The organism is Algibacter agarivorans, from assembly GCF_039543245.1.
Taxonomy (GTDB): Bacteria; Bacteroidota; Bacteroidia; order Flavobacteriales; family Flavobacteriaceae; genus Algibacter_G; species Algibacter_G agarivorans.
Window position 1 is genome coordinate 146999 of record NZ_BAABJJ010000039.1, and the last position, 21284, is coordinate 168282.

At 33.2% G+C, this 21284-nt stretch carries 16 protein-coding genes; 5 read left to right on the plus strand and 11 right to left on the minus strand.

The genetic code is table 11. The features are described 5' to 3' along the window. The 3 genes from ABD935_RS14340 (at position 1) to ABD935_RS14350 (ending at position 2165) form a co-directional block, all read left to right on the plus strand. Positions 1-816: a DUF4249 domain-containing protein gene (locus ABD935_RS14340; RefSeq protein ID WP_345193130.1), complete on the plus strand. Its 816-nt coding sequence runs from the start codon at positions 1-3 to the stop codon at positions 814-816. A 307-nt stretch (positions 817-1123) separates the two neighbouring features. Beyond that, positions 1124-1945 (plus strand): N-acetylmuramic acid 6-phosphate etherase, encoded by an 822-nt coding sequence (gene murQ / locus ABD935_RS14345; RefSeq protein ID WP_345193132.1) that lies wholly within the window; start codon positions 1124-1126, stop codon positions 1943-1945. Then, the gene (locus ABD935_RS14350) at positions 1932-2165 is read left to right on the plus strand and encodes a DUF6095 family protein (protein ID WP_345193134.1); all 234 of its coding nucleotides are present in this window, start codon (positions 1932-1934) and stop codon (positions 2163-2165) included. Before murQ ends, ABD935_RS14350 begins: the two co-directional genes overlap by 14 nt. A 17-nt stretch (positions 2166-2182) precedes the next feature. Here the strand turns inward: ABD935_RS14350 and ABD935_RS14355 are convergent, their stop codons facing one another. The 5 genes from ABD935_RS14355 to ABD935_RS14375 form a co-directional block, all read right to left on the minus strand. Next, a complete protein-coding gene (locus tag ABD935_RS14355; protein ID WP_345193137.1) occupies positions 2183-2683 on the minus strand; it encodes a hypothetical protein in 501 nt (166 codons plus the stop codon). Positions 2684-2967: 284 nt separating this feature from the next. Further along, positions 2968-4362 carry a c-type cytochrome domain-containing protein gene (locus ABD935_RS14360; protein WP_345193139.1) on the minus strand — a complete coding sequence of 465 codons (1395 nt, stop codon included), beginning with the start codon at positions 4360-4362 and terminating at the stop codon, positions 2968-2970. A 21-nt stretch (positions 4363-4383) separates the two neighbouring features. Continuing rightward, positions 4384-5490 (minus strand): twin-arginine translocation signal domain-containing protein, encoded by a 1107-nt coding sequence (locus ABD935_RS14365; protein ID WP_345193141.1) that lies wholly within the window; start codon positions 5488-5490, stop codon positions 4384-4386. Positions 5491-5507: 17 nt separating this feature from the next. Further along, positions 5508-7022, minus strand: coding sequence for a DUF1501 domain-containing protein (locus ABD935_RS14370; protein ID WP_345193143.1), 1515 nt, complete (start codon positions 7020-7022; stop codon positions 5508-5510). Between the two features lie 27 nt (positions 7023-7049). Then, positions 7050-10292, minus strand: coding sequence for a DUF1553 domain-containing protein (locus ABD935_RS14375; protein ID WP_345193144.1), 3243 nt, complete (start codon positions 10290-10292; stop codon positions 7050-7052). A gap of 156 nt (positions 10293-10448) precedes the next feature. On the opposite strand from ABD935_RS14375, the gene ABD935_RS14380 reads away from it, so the two are divergent. Beyond that, positions 10449-11306, plus strand: coding sequence for a helix-turn-helix domain-containing protein (locus tag ABD935_RS14380; RefSeq protein WP_345193146.1), 858 nt, complete (start codon positions 10449-10451; stop codon positions 11304-11306). A 5-nt stretch (positions 11307-11311) separates the two neighbouring features. After that, positions 11312-12154: a helix-turn-helix domain-containing protein gene (locus ABD935_RS14385; RefSeq protein ID WP_345193148.1), complete on the plus strand. Its 843-nt coding sequence runs from the start codon at positions 11312-11314 to the stop codon at positions 12152-12154. 22 nt (positions 12155-12176) lie between these two features. Here the strand turns inward: ABD935_RS14385 and ABD935_RS14390 are convergent, their stop codons facing one another. From ABD935_RS14390 to ABD935_RS14415, 6 genes are all read right to left on the minus strand, one after another. Continuing rightward, positions 12177-14612 carry a helix-turn-helix domain-containing protein gene (locus tag ABD935_RS14390; protein WP_345193150.1) on the minus strand — a complete coding sequence of 812 codons (2436 nt, stop codon included), beginning with the start codon at positions 14610-14612 and terminating at the stop codon, positions 12177-12179. Between the two features lie 301 nt (positions 14613-14913). Then, positions 14914-16509: a GH35 family beta-galactosidase gene (locus ABD935_RS14395; protein WP_345193152.1), complete on the minus strand. Its 1596-nt coding sequence runs from the start codon at positions 16507-16509 to the stop codon at positions 14914-14916. Positions 16510-16926: 417 nt separating this feature from the next. After that, positions 16927-17808: a family 43 glycosylhydrolase gene (locus tag ABD935_RS14400; RefSeq protein ID WP_425550225.1), complete on the minus strand. Its 882-nt coding sequence runs from the start codon at positions 17806-17808 to the stop codon at positions 16927-16929. Beyond that, a complete protein-coding gene (locus ABD935_RS14405) occupies positions 17712-18068 on the minus strand; it encodes a hypothetical protein (protein WP_345193156.1) in 357 nt (118 codons plus the stop codon). Before ABD935_RS14405 ends, ABD935_RS14400 begins: the two co-directional genes overlap by 97 nt. A 37-nt stretch (positions 18069-18105) precedes the next feature. Next, the gene (locus tag ABD935_RS14410) at positions 18106-19362 is read right to left on the minus strand and encodes a family 16 glycosylhydrolase (RefSeq protein WP_345193158.1); all 1257 of its coding nucleotides are present in this window, start codon (positions 19360-19362) and stop codon (positions 18106-18108) included. A gap of 33 nt (positions 19363-19395) precedes the next feature. Further along, positions 19396-21192: an alkaline phosphatase D family protein gene (locus ABD935_RS14415; RefSeq protein WP_345193160.1), complete on the minus strand. Its 1797-nt coding sequence runs from the start codon at positions 21190-21192 to the stop codon at positions 19396-19398. Positions 21193-21284: the final 92 nt, after the last annotated feature.

The window sequence follows — 21284 nt, forward strand, 5'->3', positions numbered from 1 at the left end:
ATGACAAAAATATTTAAAATAGGCCTTATTTGTTTACTACTAATGTCGTGCGAAGACGTTATTGAAGTCAATTTAAATACTGCCGAACCAAGATTGGTTATTGAAGCTTCATTAAATTGGATTAAAGGAACAAATGGCAATACACAGGTAATCCGGCTTAGCCTTACCGCGCCATATTTTGATGACACCGTTCCTGCTGCAACAGGGGCCAACGTAACAGTTACCGATTTAAACAACAATACATTCAGTTTTATTGAAGAAGGAAATACTGGTATTTATAAAAACCAGTCGTTTATCCCGGTACTTAACGGCATTTATAACCTTACTATAAATTACAATAGTGAGGTGTACACTGCAACCGAAACTTTAATGCCCGTAGCACCTGTAGAGTTTGTAGAACAAAAAAATGATGGTGGGTTTTCTGGTGAAGAAATTGAAATAAAAGCGTACTATACAGATCCTTCAGGAATTGACAACTACTATTTATTTGAATTCTTAGTTATTGATGATAATACCTTAAGTCTTGAAGTTTATGATGACGAATTTACAGATGGGAATCAAATTTTCGCGTTCTATTCTAGTGAAGATATTGAATCAGGTGATGAATTATTAATTAGAAACTCTGGGCTTTCTGAACGTGGCTATGAGTTTCTAAATATTTTATTACAGCAAACAGACGACGACTCGGGTGATCCTTTTGAAACCCAACCGGCCACTGTTAGAGGAAATTGTGTTAACCAGACAAACCCAAATAATTATCCTTTAGGGTATTTTAGAGCTTCTGAAACTGATGTTTTTACTTATATTGTTAAGTAATCCTTATTACTATTACGCATTAAATTAAGTCCGGGCAAACGCATTAAAATCAATAGAGTCTCTTTTTTAGCCACAAAAGCACTAATTAGAAAGAATAAATGAGTTTAGCTCATTTAAAATTTGTAAAACCCGCCAGCTGGCAGGCTGTGATTGTTGAAAAATGATTATACAAACATAAAAATCTAAATATTTTTCAAATATTTGTGAATATTAGTCACCTGCGTGACTTAATATTTTTAATACTTTCGCCTTGTAAACTAAGTAAGCAATACCCAATCCAAATCATTTTTTTACGTATTTTTGAGCTATGAGTTTCACTAAAACAACCGAGCAAGATTCTAATTATAATCATCTGGAAAAGATGTCTGTTTCAGAATTGCTCAAAAACATAAACAACGAAGACCAAACCGTTCCTTTAGCTGTTGAAAAAGCATTACCTCAGATAGAAAAACTAGTCGAACACATTGTAAACAAATTAAAACAAGGTGGACGCTTATTTTATATAGGTGCAGGTACAAGTGGTCGTTTAGGAATTTTGGATGCATCGGAATGCCCTCCTACTTTTGGTGTTTCGCATGATTTGGTAATTGGTATTATTGCCGGTGGAGATATAGCCATTAGAAAAGCCGTGGAATTTGCTGAAGACTCACTGAATCTAGGTTGGGAAGACTTACAAGCCTATTCTATAACAGATAAAGATGTGGTTGTAGGTATTGCAGCTTCAGGCACAACGCCTTATGTTATTTCTGCTTTGGAAAAATGTAACGAAAATAATATCATTACAGGATGTATAACCTGTAATCACAATAGTCCATTATCACAAACCGCTCAATTTCCTATTGAAGTTATTGTAGGTCCTGAGTTTGTAACAGGAAGTTCAAGAATGAAAGCTGGAACTGCTCAAAAGTTAGTACTTAATATGATAACAACATCTACTATGATTCAATTGGGGCATATTAAAGGCAACAAAATGGTAGATATGCAATTAAGCAACAATAAACTGGTTGACAGAGGCACCAAAATGATTATGGCAGAACTAAACATTCCGCAAAAAGAAGCTGAAGATTTATTAAACGAATTTGGAAGTGTCCGTTTAGCAGTTCAAAATTACCATGATGGAAGACAATAAAACAGATAGAGATATTCTTGCGAAAGGATTAAAAACCATGGGGGTTTCTTTAGGGTGTATGTTTCTAGGCCCTACATTAGTTTATGTAGCTTTAACCAATCAAGAAAAGCCTTTATACATTCCCATTTTAATACTAGCAATAATTATTTGCTGCTTAGCAATATTCTTCGCCTTTAAAGGCATTAACACTATTATGGACAGTATGTTCAAAAAGAAATAAAACAAATTTAATATAGCTTAGTTTAAAGACGTTTGTTTTGGAGTAGTAGGATTATATCCAAACTCGGCATCATTAATAACAATTCCTAGGCGGTCAAAAATATAGTTTATAATAGCATAATGGTGTATGGTATGGCTATTGGCTTGAGATAACAAAGCTCCGTAAGTGTAGGGTATTTCAGTCTTTCCAAGTCCTAAATCATCAATGACCATGATAATCTGATTTGGTTCAATTGTAGTTGTTTTTAATCTATTGATAATATCAGTTAAATAAGAATTTGCACAGTCACAATCACACTCTACGTCTTTATTTCTGCTTCTAGCTGTTAAATCAATTTGATTCTTATCATTCAAATTAAATATACAATCATAAAAATCTAAAATATGTCTTATATGTGAACCTATACTGGAATTATAAGGAGGCACCGTAGCATTAGCTAATTGAACATTGGTTAAATTAGCTAATAATATTTGGGCTTTTTGAAGTGTTTTAAGCGAAGACTGGGTAAGTAGATTCATAGACTCTAAAAATAACTAAATATTTTATAAATATTTTATAAATATTTATATTTAGTCTTCAAATGTGTATATCCTTACAAGGGTAATTTAAAAATAATACTTCAAATTAAACTATTCATTTGAACAGCTAGCCGGAATCACATCTTCTGAAAATAAACTTTAACAATCATTACAAAAGAGGCTTTTAAAAAAAAACTTGCGCATTTAACAGTAAAAATAACCTCTGAAGCTGTATTAAAAACCACACATAAAATGTGTTGAATTATAAAGAATCTTATTTTTAACTAACGTATTCCTAAAATCACTTCAGGAAAATCTTGGTTGTCCACATAGTTTTCTAAATGAGCTGGAGTGATTCCTGTTTGCCAAGCGTATACTTTTTGCAAATTTTTCATTTTTGAAAAACTTTTCAAACTCCCTTCAGCAATACTATTTCCGTAAATATTCAAACTTAACAAACTATTATGGTTCTCTAAAAGTTGGATCCCTGCATCGGTAATATTATTTCTATTTATAACTAATTTTTGTAAATTATTAAAAGAAGAAATCAGTTTTAAGTGGCCATCAGAAAGGTTATTATCTTCAATATATAGCCATAAAATATTGTCTTTTATCTTTGATAACTTTTCTAATTTTGAAGTTAACTGATTTGAATATTTAGTTATATTATTAGAAGGTAGAACGACCTCATAAATATTAGAATCAAAAACTAATTCCTTAATGCTAAATCCTTCTGAAATAACATCTTTAAGAATACCCTCATCTACAACGGTAGCAACTGGTAAATCTATATCACCACGTTTAGCTTCTCCCTTAAAGCCTAACATATTTGACGCAATATGCAAAACATCTTCAGAAGTCTCAATTGAAGATATTTTAGTATTGAAATCCGCATTGGCACTTTCAATCCAATACTGTAAAATGGCTATTTCTTCTTCAGTTAAAGGTGTTTTTCCTTCCGGTGGCATCACGTCTTCATGAGTCTTATCTAGTAAAGCGCGCTTTATCATTTCAGAATCATGCGCATTACCTGCAATCAAAGCTTTACCATTTTTACCTCCTTTGAAAATGGACAATGAATCTTGTAAAGACAAGCCACCTTTTTTCTTACTAGAATTATGGCAACTTAAACATTTTTCTTCTAATATGGGTTGTGCTAAATAATCAAATACAATGGCATCTTCAACCTTCTCTAGTTTTGGAAGCACCTTCTTTTCTTTCTTATTGAATGGCAAATACTTGGTTAAATAATCACTGCCATGCGTTAAATTTCCGCCATAGTGCCCCGCTATACTTATTAAAACAACTATAAGCGATAATATTGAAATATTAGCTTTAACACCTTTCAATTTAGATATTTTAATCCAATCGGTTCTAATTAACCAAGCAACTAGTACAATGACTGTTGTGATGACACCAAACCAAAAATGATCATCAAGCATTGATGCCTCATAATCTCCACTCATAGACAACATATAACCTAGAATACATGCTACTAGAGCAGAAGCAAAACCTAACAATAAAGCCAAAGGAATGGCTACCGTAAGGCCCTCATACTTCTTTTTCTTACCCAATAATTCCAATAAAAAAGCAAAAACCAAAAACCCAATGGGCAAATGCACGATAAGTGGATGAAATCTACCTAAAAACAATACAAAATCTGGAACACTACTATCCATATACTTTTATTCTTTATATTTTTAAACGCGTTCTAGTTTTAGTGGTGGTGTTTTATCAGCTCTCCACTGACATATGTACAAGTTTTTATCATTATCAACACATACATCATGACCATGAGAAATGGGTTTATCTAGTAATTGATACGATTTTTGAAGTTGTCCATTTACATATAAAGGCGCTGTAGCTCCCGGGTTTGAAACCACTTTATCACCTTCTAAAATGGTAACAAAACCAGTGGGTTGTGTCCAATCTGTTTGACCTACTTTAGGTTGAGACCAACAAACACCAGCATATAAATTAGTATCATCAAATACGGGTCTGCATACTTGCATATTAGGCAGATGTAATGTTTTAATATATTTACCATCAAGTGTAAACCATTTAAAACAAGCTTGACTTCTAGAGGTCACGACAACCATGGGGTTATCTTTTTCTCTGTAATCTATAGCAACGCCATGGGCACTTTTTATCTGGTAATTTTCATCAGGATTATCACTACCTCCCCAATGTCTAATATATCTACCGTTGTAATCATATTGAATAATTCTACTCATCCCATATCCATCAGCCACATAAATATCGCCATTAGGTCCTATAGCTGTTTCTGTTGGACAAAATGATTCTCCTGGTTTATATATTCCTATAGTTACAGGGTGTCCCATATCAAAAACAACACGACCATCCATAGTGGTTTTCGTAATCCGTCCGTTATGTTTTGTCCATCCCCCTTGTTTGTTTAAAAACCAACCTGAATCTGCTAAAAACAAAAACTCCTCGCCGCCTTCATCAGAAATGGTTAAACCATGTCCGCCAGGGTAAGCGGTTCCCCATGAATCTATAACATTTCCTGATTTATCAAAAATGATAACATTATTTTTAGGGTGGTCTCCAATCATGACTAGCCTACCCTTACTGTCCATTTGCATTTCATGACAATTAAGTAAAGGGGTTTCAATGGAGCTCATTTTAGCCCAATCTCTAATTAATTTATATTTATAATCCCCATGACCTAAAATTATTTCTTTCTCTTTTGGCTTTTTAATGATATGAAAACCAAATGAAGGTACAGTAGCTAAAGCCGCTCCTGCAAGTCCTGTTTTTTTAATAAAATCTCTTCTTGATGACATAATTTTAAGGGTTTGGTTTAGGTTAATAAATCTTTAACAACATGTCCGTGTACATCTGTTAATCGATAACGGCGCCCTTGATGCTTAAAGGTTAAACGCTCATGATCTACACCCACTAAATGCATTAAAGTAGCATGAAAATCATGGACATGAACTGGGTCTTTTACAACGTTATAACTAAAGTCGTCTGTTTCTCCATAAGAAAAACCAGGCTTCACACCTGCACCAGCCATCCACATGGTAAATGCTTTAGGATGATGATCTCTTCCGTAATTTTTATCTGTTAGTTGGCCTTGCGAATACACTGTTCTACCAAATTCTCCACCCCATATAACAAGTGTGTCGTCAAGCATGCCACGTTGTTTTAAATCTTTTATTAAGGCTGCATTAGCTTGATCTGTATTTTTGGACTGGCTTTTAACACCTCCTGGACAAAAGTTATGTTGATCCCAACCTTGATGGTAAAGTTGTACAAATTTGACGCCTTTTTCTAATAGTTTTCTAGCCATTAAACAATTGGCTGCATATGTCCCTGGGTCTTTACTATCTTTGCCATATAAATCAAAAATATGTTCAGGTTCATCAGATAAATCTGTGACTTCAGGAACAGAAGTTTGCATTTTAAATGCCATTTCATATTGAGCCATTCGTGCTTGGATTTCTGGATCGCCATAAGAATCCTTTTGAATTTCATTTAAATTACCTAGGTAATCTAGCATATTCCTTCTGTCATTTCCATCGTAATTTTCAGGATCACTTAAATATAAAACAGGGTCTTTACCGGATCTAAACTGCACACCTTGATGTTCTGTTGGTAAAAAACCATTTCCCCATAAACTAGCTTTAAGCGGTTGCCCTTTGCCATTTTTAGACACTAAGGTGATAAATGTAGGGAGGTTTTCATTATCTGAACCCAAACCATAACTTAACCAAGACCCTATAGATGGTCTACCAGGTAATTGATGCCCTGTCTGCATAAAAGTAATGGCAGGGGTATGATTAATTTGATCGGTTTGCATGCCTTTTACAAAACATAAATCGTCTACAACTTCAGATAAATAAGGCATCGCATTACTGACCCATGCTCTAGATTCGCCATATTGTTTAAACTTAAAAGAAGACGGCGCTACAGGTAAGGTACTTTGGTTTCCACTCATTCCTGTAAGTCTTTGACCTCCCATAACAGATTCTGGTAATTCCTTACCAAACATGTCAACTAATTTTGGTTTATAATCAAATAAGTCTAATTGCGATGGACCTCCACTTTGAAATAAATATATAATCCTTTTAGCTTTTGGTAAATGGTGCGGTAAACCAAGTCTGTTTTTATTGTAGGTATCCAAAATCATGTCTTCGGTACTTTTTTTACCGATAGATCCATACATTTTTTCTGTTCCTAATAAACTGCTTAAAGCTATAGCTCCCAGACCTAAAGAGGTTTTCTTAAGAAAATGTCTCCGGTCTAGTTGATTTTCAATTTTTTTTAAATCTCTATTATTAGAAGTTAATTTTTTATGATGATCATCACACATAATGTCTTTTATTTAGAGTTTAGCAATTTATCGTTTAGTAATACTGGCATCGGCATTCATAATTGTACTTGCCACGACCGCGTTTGCAGCAATTAGCGCTTTATTATCAGTTTCTGATATTTTAAAAGCGCCTGTTTGAAGCCAGCCTTTGGTTTTTTCGATATTACTATCAAACTTTTTAAATTCTTCTTTTTGTAATTCTGTTAATAGGCTGAGTTCTTTATCAGAAATTTGACGCCCCGTTAACTTTTTAAAAGCATGAGTAATTCCTGTTTTTAAATCTTCGGCATCGGTAATCTGTTTTCCTAACACTCTTGATGCTTCAATGTATGTAGGGTCATTTAAAATAACAAGCGCTTGAAGTGGTGTGTTCGTTTTTTGTCTACGGGTAGAGCATAAATCTCGTGTAGGTGCATCAAAAATAGAAATTGTAGGATTCGGTACGGTACGTTTCCAAATGGTATACATACTTCTTCTATAAAGCCCTTCTTCTCCATCTTGAATGTAAGTATCCCCATTTACTTTCCATAGTCCTGCTGGTTGATATGGTCTTACGCTTTCTCCTCCAACGGTTTTATTTAATAATCCAGAAGCAAATAAAGCATTATCTCTTAGCATTTCTCCAGACAACCTGGTTGAAGGCCCTCTGGCCAACCATTTGTTTTCTCCATCTATGGCTAAAAGTTCTTCATCTATAATAGAGCTTTGTTGATACGTGCTAGACAACATAATAGTTTTGTGTAGCGCTTTTACATCCCAGCCAGACTCCATAAAAGTAACAGCTAACCAATCTAATAAAGCGGGATGACTTGGTAATTCTCCTTGGTTTCCAAAATCTTCGGACGTATTTACTAATCCTCTACCAAAAATGTTTTGCCAATATCTATTTACTGTAACACGAGCCGTTAGTGGATTATTTTTTTCTGTAATCCATTGGGCTAAACCTAATCTATTTTTAGGTAAACCTTCCGCCATAGGAAAGATTTTATCTGGCGTATTTGGAAAAACAGAATCGGTTGGAGCATCATAATTTCCTCGATCTAAAATATAGGCTTGTCGAGGCGTTTTTTGCTCCTTCATAACCATGATTTGTTGTATTGGCTCTACACTATCAACCAAAACTTTTCTTTTATTTTCTAACTCTTTTAAAGCCTTATTATATTTTGATGAATTATTTGATAAATAGTATTTAGTTAGCAACGTTTTGTCTTGGATTTCAAGGCCATTTAAAGGCTTTGAAATTAAAGATTTAAGTTTTTCAGCATTACTAATTTGCATCACTTCAATATCGTTGATTTCTTTGTTAAAAACTAATACATCATCCACTACAGCATTTCTAATACCTTTCCCTCTCCATACTGCTCCTATACGTAAACCAGGCTCAAGACGCTCACTTCCTGGACCATATAATCGAATGCCGTTAAAAACAATGTCTTTATACAAATTATCATAAGATGTTTCGGTTTCAAGCTTTACACCATCCATAAAAATGTTTACTCCTTTGGCCTTACTAGACCCGTCATAAGTCATTGTTAATTGCACCCACTTTTCTTTAGGAATGTCTTTTAAAGACTCTACCACAATAGCATTATCTGGATAAACATGTGCTAGTAACGCTTCAATTTTATTGTCTTTTATTTTTAAATGATACCCTCTAAAACTATGCAATTCAGGGCTGTTCATTTTATGAAAAATAACTCCTGTTTCTAGATCTTTAGGTATAAAAACTTGTATACCTATACTAAAAGGTTGATTTCGTTTAAAGACACCTATTTTATCCAATTCTAACCAAGTATCTCCATTCATAAAAAGGCCTTTACCACTTGCCCCTTCCTTGTAAATAGCTTTTTCATTATCAACAAATTGCTGACGCATTCTTATGTTGTTTCTTCCATTGCCGCCAACGGAATTAATCAATTTTTGATTATCAAAATTAAAAGCAGCAATTAGCCCTTTTGGTTTGGCTTTTAAAGGAATTTTCTTGTAGGCGCTACTTGCCATCCATTTATTAACTGCATCTTCCTCCTTTTTAAACGTGGTTTGAAGTTTATCTTCAGATTCATCTACAAGGGTTTCTAAATATGCTAAAACCCCTTCTTGTTCTTTAGTAGGTAAAAGCATCGCAGGAACAGGAGTAGCTAAATCCCAAGGAATTAATCCTGTTTCGTCTACATTATTGAAAAAACTATACATTTCGTAATAGTTCTTTTGAGAAATGGGGTCATATTTATGATCGTGACATTTAGCACAGGCATAAGATAATCCTAATAAGCCTTGACTAACTGTAGCTGTTCTGTCCGCTACATATTCAGATCTAAATTCTTCGTCAATAATACCGCCTTCTAAATTTTGCGGATGTAATCTATTAAAAGTAGTCGCTAGTTTTTGCTCTTTAGTCGCGTTTTCAAACATGTCTCCAGCTAGTTGCCAAGTAACAAACTCATCATAAGGCATATTTTTATTAAAGGCATCAATAACCCAATCTCTCCATGGAGATGTATCTCTATATCTGTCATTACTATAACCGTGGGTGTCAGCGTATCTAGAAAGGTCCATCCAGTCTAAAGTCATGTGCTCTCCATAATGAGGTGAAGCTAAAAGTCTATCTATTTGTTTTTCAAATGCGTTTGGAGATGTATCGTTTAAAAAGTTTTTAATCTCATCTAAAGTAGGAGGCAAACCTGTTAAGTCAAAAGAAGCACGTCTTAATAACACTTCTTTATCCGCTTTTTTAGAAGGCGATAGTTTTAAGTTTTCTAATTGAGCTACAACAAAGTTATCTATGGGACTTGATACAAAACTGGTTTGTTTAACAGTTGGTATTTCTGGTTTTTCTGGTTTTAAAAATGCCCAATGATCTTTATATTCAGCGCCGTCTTCTATCCATTTTACTAGAACAGCCTTTTCATAATTAGATAATGATAAATGAGAACTTGGCTCTGGCATAATCAATTCTGGATCATCTGTCATAATCCTATGGAAGAACTCACTTTTACTTAAATTTTTAGGTTTTATAGCGAATTTACCAGGACTTTCTGAAAGTTCAGAATATGCAAATTCTGCTGAATGGAGTTGCAAACCGCCTTTAATATTCCCTTTATCTGGACCATGACATAAAAAACATTTGTCGGATAAAATGGGTTTTACATGCTGATTAAAATCAACATTTTTTGGTAGTTTCTGGTACTCTAAATATACTGATTCTGGTAATTCTGCTTTGTTACATGAACACAACAATACAGCTACCAATATTAGGAAACATAATCTCATACCTATTTATAACTTAAATTTTCTGCTAGAGATACAAAGTTATAGGCATATAGCTCATGACACTCTATTCAAAACAGACTAATAATTGTACATTTCCGATTTTTACATTACTTTGTAATCGAATAGATATTTATTTTATACTGGTATTACTTTTAAATGAAAGACCAATCAAATACTTTAAACCTTACTTTACTCCATACAGGATATGCCCATCTTAATAATTTATGGAATTATCAAAACGTTATTAGTCCTTTTGTGCGAATCATTTTAATGACTAAAGGTCGTGCAGATCTAATTTTACCAAATAAGACTTTTATATTAAAGCCTGGGTACATGTATTTAATTCCTAGTTATATTAATAATAGCTATAAATGTGATGATTACCATGAACATATTTATTGTGGTTTTTTTGAAGAATTAAAATCAGGGCATTCCATTTTCAATTTAAGATCTTTTGAAAACGAAGTGAAAATTACAAATCTGGATAAGACTATTTTTGAGCGTCTAGTAAAACTTAATCCGAATAAATACATTACAGACTCAACTCCAAAACCTCATATAAAAAATAACTTACTGAACACTTCAACTAAAACTAATACCAAAACCAAAATAGAAACTCAGGCCATTCTGGAATACTTTATTTCAAAATTTCTTATTAATCGAAATGAAAATAAATCTTCTTTAAATACTAAAAACAATTTAATTAAAATACTTCCCGAAATTTCCACAAATCTCAATACAGATATAAAAATAAGTCATCTTGCAGAATATTGTGACTTGAATACAGATTACTTCTCTAAAAAATTTTTAGAATATTTTGGTATGAGACCAAATAAATATATCCAATTAAAGCGTATTGAAAGAGCTCAAATTCTATTATTATCAACTAAAAAAACTATGAAACAAATAGCTGAAGAAGTAGGTTTGTTTGATGTACCACACTTTTCAAAAACATTTAAACGCATTACTGGTAATACTCCTGGTAAGTTTAGAAAAGGGTACATAAATTTCTAATCTATATGCTTAACACAAACCAATCTTTACATCTCAATTTAATAAATATAGAACAAATTGTGTTTAACAAAACTTGGGGCTTTGATAATATTATAAATCCTTTTTCAAAATTTTATTTTATTAAAAAAGGAGCTGGATACATCATTATTGATAGAAAAAAAATAAACCTATTATCTGGTCATATATACTTAGTGCCAAGTTACGCTCATAGTAGCTTTAAGTGTCATTCTGGTCATTCACATATTCAAATGAGTTATATTGAAACATTTGGCAATAGCTTTTCTATATATAACTTCATGGCATTTAAGCACCAAATAAAGGCTACACCTTTAGATATCAATTGTTTTGATAGACTTTTAAAAATAAACACTAAGGAAAAATTCTTTTCACGTACTCCACAAGGGTATTTGCATAATTCAGAATTGTACTCAAGTAAGATGATGGAAACTCAAGCTATTCTTAAAATTATTTTATCAAAATTTATAAAACTAGATCATAAAAACACTGGAACAAGTGGAAAAACAAGATTAAATAAAGTCATTAATTATATATCTCAAAATCTTCATAAAAAAATAAGTATTACAGAATTAGCAGCCTATACCAACCTTAACAGAGATTATTTTTCAAGAATGTTTAATAATCAATTTAAAATGAGACCAAGTCTTTATATCCAAATTAAACGTATTGAAAGAGCTGAATTACTATTAATAACTACTAACTATTCTTTAATAGAGATATCTATAAAAGTTGGATATGAAAATTACACTTCCTTTTTACAGGTTTTTAAAAAACATGTAGGACAACCTCCAAGTCATTTTAGAAAAAATCAAGTAGATAATATAAAGTAAGTAAGATGTATATTTAAAAACGTTAATCATTTAAGTGCTGTAACACCAATCGGATTTCTCCATAACTATATGTTTCAGGGAGTTGATGTTTTAAATCTGATAAATTTTCGAAAGTTATTTTAGGTATCAAGTCTTTTAATTCCTTGTAATGAGCTTCCTCTATTAAATCTGTGATATATACTTCTCCTGAAGCAATAAAACTTGCAAGGTGCCCAAAAATAGTATTCTCATTTAATTCTCGTTCTTCAGCAATATATGCAATAGATTTTCCCGATTTAAACAAGGTCAAAGATTCTCTCTTGGTATCTCCTTTTTTCTTTTTAGGTTTTTCATCTTCAAAAATATCAGCATCACTTTTTGTTTCAATATCATTTTCTTCACAATACGAAAGAATCACTTTCAAAATAGCAGTTCCATATTTTTCAACACGTGTTTTTCCCATGCCATTAACCTTTAGCAATTCCTTTTTAGTAACTGGTAAAGTTTCACACATCTCATATAAAGCTTTTTGAGTGAAAATTTGATAATGAATGAGTTCTTTTTCATCAGCAATTTCATTTCTTAATGTGCGTAACAATTCAAATAATTCTACATTGCTAGTGCCGTCAATAACCGCCTTTCTTTTCTTTTTTGGTTTTTCCTTACCACTAAATACTGCCTTAGCTCTCAACTCCAAAAACAACTTTGCTACAAAGCCATTTTTTAAACCATTAAAATATAATTGTTTGGTGGTTAGTAAGTCCTCTAAACTGTCTAAATGTTTCGTTATTTCACCTCCAACCGCTTGGTTATCTGTAGTAAAAGTAAAGGTTTTTAATAGGGTTAAAATCTTTGTTTCTAATTCCAATTTAAAATACTCAATAGCCTTTTTAAAACGTTCTTGAATCAAAGCACTTGTTTCAGGTAAATCTTCAGTATCAGAAAGTTTATTTAATTGGGCTTTAAAGCCATTACTCACTTTTAAAAAGTTAGCAATAGTGTCTTTAATAGTTGCGAAAGGGGCTTCAACTTGGCCTTCAATGACTGTTCTGTTTTTATAATAAATATCAAGAATTCGATTTACAGGATATAGCATCGGATAAAAATCAAAAACCTCAAAAATTAAATCCAATTGAAAGTTTTTTTGAGATGTTTTTAAAACCGTTTCATCAGGCTCATTTTGTTCTGCTTCTTTATTAAATGAAATGACGTTTGCATCACTGATTATTTGACTAGAATGAATCTTACTTTTCAAGACCAGACCTTCTAAAGATTTACATCTACTCAAGGCTACGTATGTTTGACCATGTGCAAAAGCGCCTTGAGCATCTATAATAGCCTTTTCAAACGTTAACCCTTGACTTTTATGGATGGTAATAGACCATGCCAAACGCAACGGCATTTGAGCGTATGACCCTATTTTTTCTTCGGTAATAGCTTTGGTTTCTGAATCAACAGAATAATTAATATTTTCCCAAATTTCTGGCGTTACATTAATATTAAAATCATCATCTGGACAGTGTACTACCACTTCATCAGCATCCAACAAAATGATTTTTCCTATCTTACCATTAAAATAGCGCTTCTCAGCATTGCTATCATTTTTCACAAACATCACCTGAGCTCCAACCTTTAATTCTAAAGACTCAGCATTTGGATAAGCATACTCAGGAAACTTACCATCCACTTCAGCCTCATAAGTAAAAGATTTTGTTTTTAACTTATTTAGTTCGGTCTTATTAGTTGCCTCCGCTTTATTATTATGTGTTGTAAGAGAAATATACCCCGCATCAGGTTCAGGAGTGAAATCTGGAATAAAACGTTTATTCAATTCCGTAGCTTCGGTTTCAGTCAGGGCATTATTCCTAATGGCATTAAGTATATCAATAAATTTTGGGTTATCCTGCCTATAAATATGTTTCAACTCAATAGTAATCGCATCACATTGTTGGAAGGCATGACTACTAAAAAAGAATCCATTTTTATAAATATGCTTTAACAAATCCCATTCCTGCTCTTTTATAACTGGAGACAATTGTTGTAAGTCACCAATCATCAAAACCTGTACACCACCAAATACTTTATTCCTATTCCTAAACCGACGTAAAGTTTTATCAATACCATCCAACAAATCAGCACGTACCATACTAATTTCATCAATGACTAATAAATCCATGGACTTAATAATATTGATTTTGGTCTTACTAAACTTTCTATTAAACCCTTTGGAAGCATTTAAATCGGTATCAGGTAAAATGGGTCCAAAAGGCATTTGAAAAAACGAATGAATAGTCACGCCTTTAGCATTAATAGCTGCTACACCTGTAGGTGCAACAACAACTAAACGCTTTAAACTATTCATTTTTAAATGGTGTAAAAAGGTGGTTTTACCTGTACCTGCTTTACCTGTTAAAAATATAAACCGGTTTGTATTATTTACAAACTCCCAAGCCAATTCCAGTTCTTTATTTACAGCCATTAACCTCCTTTAAAAATAGATTTTGAAGATACTAAATTGAATGATTTTTTGGGTATAAATTTTAAGGCTATTTAATCAATAATATTTCTGAATAACGAGAATGTGAGCATAAAACATAAAGAAGATGATACACCAAAAAGCTATTACATATTAATTTATTGACAGATAAACTAAGCATATCTGTTTACCAAGATTTTATCTGTATCAATTCTCAGAAAATTAATCAATCACAACCAATAGTCTTTATATCTTATTATAAATTTAACTCCATACAAGTAAAAATTAAATCACTTCCTACAAACTACTCATACTTATAAATATCTGCTTCTTGAATACCATAACCTTCTACTGGAAGAAAAATACCCCGTCCACTATTGGTTTCATCTCCTCCAAGCATTCTCCCTTTTTGCCATTTACCATCTATATAAACATATTCATTTACTATTCCAAGACCAACCTTTTCATCTTCTGATGTCTTTGATTGGAAACTAACAACAGCACGACTACCTAAAACGACAAACTTATTAGCTCCTGTCTTTAGTATTAAACCATGTGCATCTTCTACTTTTATTTCTCCTCGTCGAGAGTAGAGGCTCGCTTTTACATAGTAATCATCCATTTCAAATTCTACAAACGGATTATCTTTATCTATTAAAAATGCTCTCATTTTATTCTTATCACTCTGACTCTTTAAAATTTCAGGAGCTAAATACTCCACCGCGCTATACATAACACTTAGCTCTTGCTTTTTTTCAGGATCTAATCTATCAATCCCAAAAGGAGCTACTCCTAGAGTATTATAATTTCCTATTGCATAGAGCATATAAGCCACATATTCAGGTTTATTCCACCATGTTTCAGGAACAAATAATGGATCTCCCTGTGTTGTATAGCGATCACACCATTCCACAAAATTGCTTCCATAAATGTCGGGACTCATAAAATCAATATCTGGCGCACCTGCTTTCCAAACATCCATAACACGTGGCAATGGTCCACCGCTTGGAAAACCTCCAGGGTTTGGTCTATCTTCATATTCTAACCAAGCATTAACAAACATGGGTAAATTATATACTGCTTTACCTTGTTTAGCAACCTCATTCATATATGTTGCGTATTGCCAAGACATAAATAAAAGATCCGTCCAAACGCTAGGTCCAAATACCTCTGACCAACTTCCTGATTCTTTATAGCCAGTCGTAGCCCATAAGGTGTCTAAATCGGTTACAAGGTATCCCTTATTCTTAATAAGGTAGTCCATTAATTGCTCTGGTACAGAGCTATTAAATGCTTTTTCTGCAATTTTCGATCGATCTCTGGAATCTCCAAGAATACCTACTTCATTCTCTACCTGAACCATAATTACAGTTCTATCCTTACTATCAACTTCTTTAATATGTTTCATAAGTGCAGTAAAAGCTTTTGCGTCTGCTTTTAAAGCTTCTTCACTAAAAGTTGAAACCACTTCAATACTACCTTCATTCTGTATTTTTGTTCTTGGAAATCGTTTGTAATCTTTCTTGAGCCAAAGTGGTGCATAGCCAGACATACCGTTTTTCCATGACCCAAACCAAAGTGGGATTAATTTTAGATTTTTCTCTCTCGCCCCTTGAATCATGGCATCTACCACTGAAAAATCAAATTTACCTTCCACAGGTTCTATCATTTGCCAAGAGACAGCTACAAGAACCGTATTAACATTAAGTTCAACCATTTGTTGCCAAATAGAACCTTTATAATCCATATCATAGCCTGTATCGTTACCCAAACTCCCATTAACCATTGCGTAGGTTTTTCTGGGAATATACTTATCTCCTGGAGACATTAACTCTACACTTCCGCTGGCAGAATTAGACAATTCTCCTGCTAACATTAAAAATGGCTTTCCGTCTACCATTAGCTGAGTCTTATTTTTCTCTTTTTTTAGATAAGGCATACCCTGAGTATTACCTATGTTGCAAAAGGCAAGAAAAAGAACTGAAAAAAATATTTGAAAGCTAAACGATTTTAACTGTTTTAAAAAATTAGATTTTATAGTATTTAGCATTTGATTTGCAATTATATGGTTATATTCAGTAAAGAATTCGCTACTTTAGTTGTTACATTTGTAAACTCATGACTATCATCTCTTTATCCCTTACCTAGCTATTTTCTTTGTAAGCATAAAATAAAACAATCCTACTTCTTTTTATATAACCTTTTACCCTCTTTAAAAATAGATTTTGAAGATACTAATATTATAGTTTTTCTCAACTCACTAGTGCTGTTGAATTAATAAAATTATTAACAGAACACTTTGAATAAAAAATAGAAGCTATTTCTTAGTCTTATTTATATTTTCCGTTTCTTTTGCTATACGCTCTTTTTGTTTTGAACTCAAACCATGCTTAAATAAATCCTCATATTTTGGCATAACGTGATGTCCTTTCATTTTTTCGTCATGAATATCTAAACTCAAATCACAATCAAAACGTAAAAGCACAGAATGATTTCTTTTCCAATCGCCGTGTGGAACTGTATAATGAGATATACCCCAAGTTATTCCACGACCATCTTTTGTGTTTGTAAAGGCATCAGGGACAAAAGGGCCTGCGGCATCAGGCATTAACTCTGTAGTACTAGCAATTTCAAAATTAACCCAGTCTTTGGCATATTGAATGGTATTACTTTCATTTCCATCTCGTATTGCAAAAGCTGCTACGCCTTCTTTAAAAGGGAATAAAGTAGTTTCATGCCCTGAATTCATAATAGGATTTAAAGGATGCTTTTCAAAAGGACCTAACGGATTATCAGCAATAGCAAGACCATGCATCCTTACTAATTTTGTGGTTTCTGATTTACCAAAATCAGATTTATAGTAAATATAAATTTTACCATCATGAACAAGCGGATAAGGGTCATGAATTGAAAATTGATCCCAAGCGCCCTCAGGGCCATTTGGTATCACTTCTTTATTATAAGGTTTCCATGGGCCATCAGGAGAATCTGCATAAGAAACTGCTACCGGACAATTATCCCCTCCGTTCTTACCTGGTGCTACTGAAAATGCTTGGTAATACAAGTAATACTTACCTTCCCATTCCAGAATATCTGTAGTAGTTACAGAACGCCACCCAACATTAGGTTTAGGTGGTCTTGGAACGGCAACACCTTGTTCTTCCCAAATAAAACCATCTTTTGAAGTGGCATAAAAAATATCTGATAAATCCCAATCTGCAGAAGGAATGGTGTCATTAGCTTCTTTAGCTCTTGGAATTCCAACAGGTGCAATTGGAGTTTCCCGATGTGTGTACCATAATATTGGTCATAATTCCGCTGTAATGCTGCACTCAAAGGCATATCTGGCTTTTGCTCAGGCATTGAAAAAGGAAAAGATTTTGGTGCTTCCTTTTTTTGACCAAAAGTAATTGAAGCTGTAGTTATTACTATTAGTAAAATTAGTTTTTGCTTAATCATCTCTTTTGTTTTATAATTACGTTTTTATTTACAATTTTTAATTGGATGGATTTATAATTAAATGGCTAGTATCTATAATACTAGTTTTAAAGTCATTTATTGGTTTCATAATTCCAACTAATTTATAACTTGTACCAGAATCTAGCTTTTCTTCCAAATTGAACTCCACATTCAAATTGGCATACCCAGCAAATGCAATAAACTTTAGTTCCGCAACTTTTTTATCATTTTTGTCTAATAATGTAAATTGAATTTCTCTGTCTTCATTAGCCTTATAGCTTAAAGGTAACTTTAGACTTTTGGAATTTGATAACTCTATATCTGCGTTATCAAAAATGATGCTTTCATCATAAATATCAATAATTTCGCCTTGATTTAAAACTGTTGGTTCTTTAGCGTCAACTAATTCATAGCCTCTAACCCAATCATAATACACAGTATTTTTAGCAGGGTCAGCTAATTCTTCATCCGTTGGGAGTGAAATCCATGGGAATGGATAGGTCTCACAAACCAATCGCATATACATAGGTTTATCCATAGGTTTATCACTCACCTTATTATAAAACTTTTGATGTTTTGGCTCTCGATTATCATAATAATAACTGGCCGATGTTTTATCACGCCACCAACCTCCATATACATGAAAATCTTCTGATGCCAAATCTTCATCTTCAAATTTCACTTGAGCTGCTCTGTGATCAAATTTTTCGCCACTACAATCTGTGTACCAATAATGTGCATTTGAATGCATTCCACTGGCAAAATAACGGCCTTCAAAATCCCCTGCTCTCCCTATACATTCCTGAATATCCCACTCTTGGCTATAATTATCACAACTATTTGGTCCTTCCCCTCCTTTTCCTGAAAACCAAAATGTTGTTGACATGGTAGTCGCGGCAGCCTTTACTCTACACTCATAATACCCCAGAAAGGCGGTATTCTTGGAAACTACCGCACCTCCTTTAATATTAAATACAATGTCCTTTCCATAGGCATGAACAATGGTGTCCTTTTCCATCTTTTCCCCTTTGATTTGTAAGAAACCATCTTTTATTGAAACTTGAGAAGACATAAATAACCCTGGTGGTCTTCCTATCCAAGTTGGATGATGATCTAGCCATTTATTAGAATCTAATGCTGTTCCATTAAACTCATCTGAAAAGTCAGTATTTAACACCCACCTTTTACCCATTGGGGGTTTAGGTGGTCCTGTACGAATAGATTGAGATGCCAATTGAAACACATTACCTAATAAAAAAATCAACAAACTATAAATAACAACTTTATTTTTCAAGACTTATTTTTTTTGAATTTTGGTTAGATTAGATTAAAGAGATACTTTGATGATTTTATTATTATTCTTTTTTGCTTCCACGTCATATATGTGTTTAATTTGGGAACCTTCTCCAATATCAATTGTATATAAACCTTCTTGCAATACTTTAGGTTTATATTCTGAACCATTAATTCTTAATGAAATTACAACTTCTTTGGTGTACCCATTTCTTACAGTCACGACTTGATTAGGCTTTGAAATTTTCAACTTTGGCAATTCAAAACCATCTTTAATAATAAAGTTATCTGTTTGTGAAAATGTAATTGGCCAACCATCATACTGCTTACTATCTGATGCAAAAATATCGACATTACGCGCCCAACACTCGTAAGTTACTTCTCGTTTTGGTTTATTAAACTTTATTATACCATAACCAGCAGCTCTACCGTTTAATAAGTCAGTTCTAGGCTTATTATCTTTATGTGTTGGATTTGCTACTGCATGCACCGTAATTTTATTATGAAAAGCATCTTTATACTCACCTGTATATTGGGGCGAACCATGCTTATGGTTTTTACCTTGTTCATCAGGGTTCCACCAACGCATCCAGAAATTAGCCGCCGCAGGAACAGCAAAGGAGAACCCCGCATTATTCCAATCTTCTACACCATGATGAACTACTGAACCCAAGTGTTGGTCACCTGCAATCATACACGAAAAACTTTTACGTATTACGCTTAATGCTTTGTTTCTTCCTGCTTGTGGCCAACCATTAGAATCAGTACTATAATTTTGTTTTCTATCAATTGTAGGAGAGTGTGTTGCTAGGTTTGTAAAAATGGTTTGAGATAAAACGGCTTTCATTTCGGCATCTTTCCAATCAGTTGTCCAATCTTCAAGAAAATCTAATTGGCGTTTTCCCAAAATGGTTGCGCCTAAAACATCCATTTCACGCGTATCTGAATAATACTTTTTTTCTAATACACGTTTTGGTCCTGATTTAAACTTCCTATCTTCTAAAATAGCAAAACTAACACCTCCCCAGTTATAATCTGTGTAATAAACACCAATGCCTTGTTCAATAGGTGTAGGATCATACGGATCTGGCAAATGACTAGTTTGCGCCCGTTCTACTTCTTGAATATAAGAAACGGGCATATAGTAGCCTCCTTCTGCTCCATCTCTACTTGTAATTTTCTTTCCTCCATTTCCCCATATATTCCCTTGCCCAACATCGTGGTCATCAGTTATAGCAATGGTTGGTGTATTTCTAATTATATCACCAAAAGACTCTCCAAATTTCAACCAATATTTAAGATGTTCACTATGATCATAAACCTGATCTCCAGCAAAAAACAAAACGTCTGGCTTTAACTTTTTTAGGTTACTTACAATATCATTTGCTGAAATTTGACCACCATGGTTTTCGTATAAAGACCAACATGAGAATGCTGCCATAACGAGTTCATCCTTTTCCATGGGGTTTTTTCTAATTATACCATCATAAAATGCTTTGCTATGGTAAGCAACACGGTATTGCTTCTCCTGTGTGTCATCCCAATCTTCAATTCTAAAATGTGCTGTATAGCCAGGATACTGAATCCAGGATTCCTGTACAGTTTTCCAATCATTACCCTCTTTTATTTGTAATTCCGCAGTAAAAGGATCATAATTTTTAATAGGATAAAACTGAGCTGTGAGTTTTAAAACCTTCTCATGAACTGTATACAAGGCAAAACAAATCCTATCTTTTGGGTCTTGATTTTCAGGTAAGGATAAAACACTTTTTTTTTGAGCATAAATTATGCTTAGGCCAAGGCAAACCAATAGTAAAATTATTTTTTTCATTTGATTATAATTTTAAATAAGACTAAGATTTTTAGAGATCACTTTCAACAAACTTAAATTTAATACATTTTACATCATTCTGTTAAAAATAT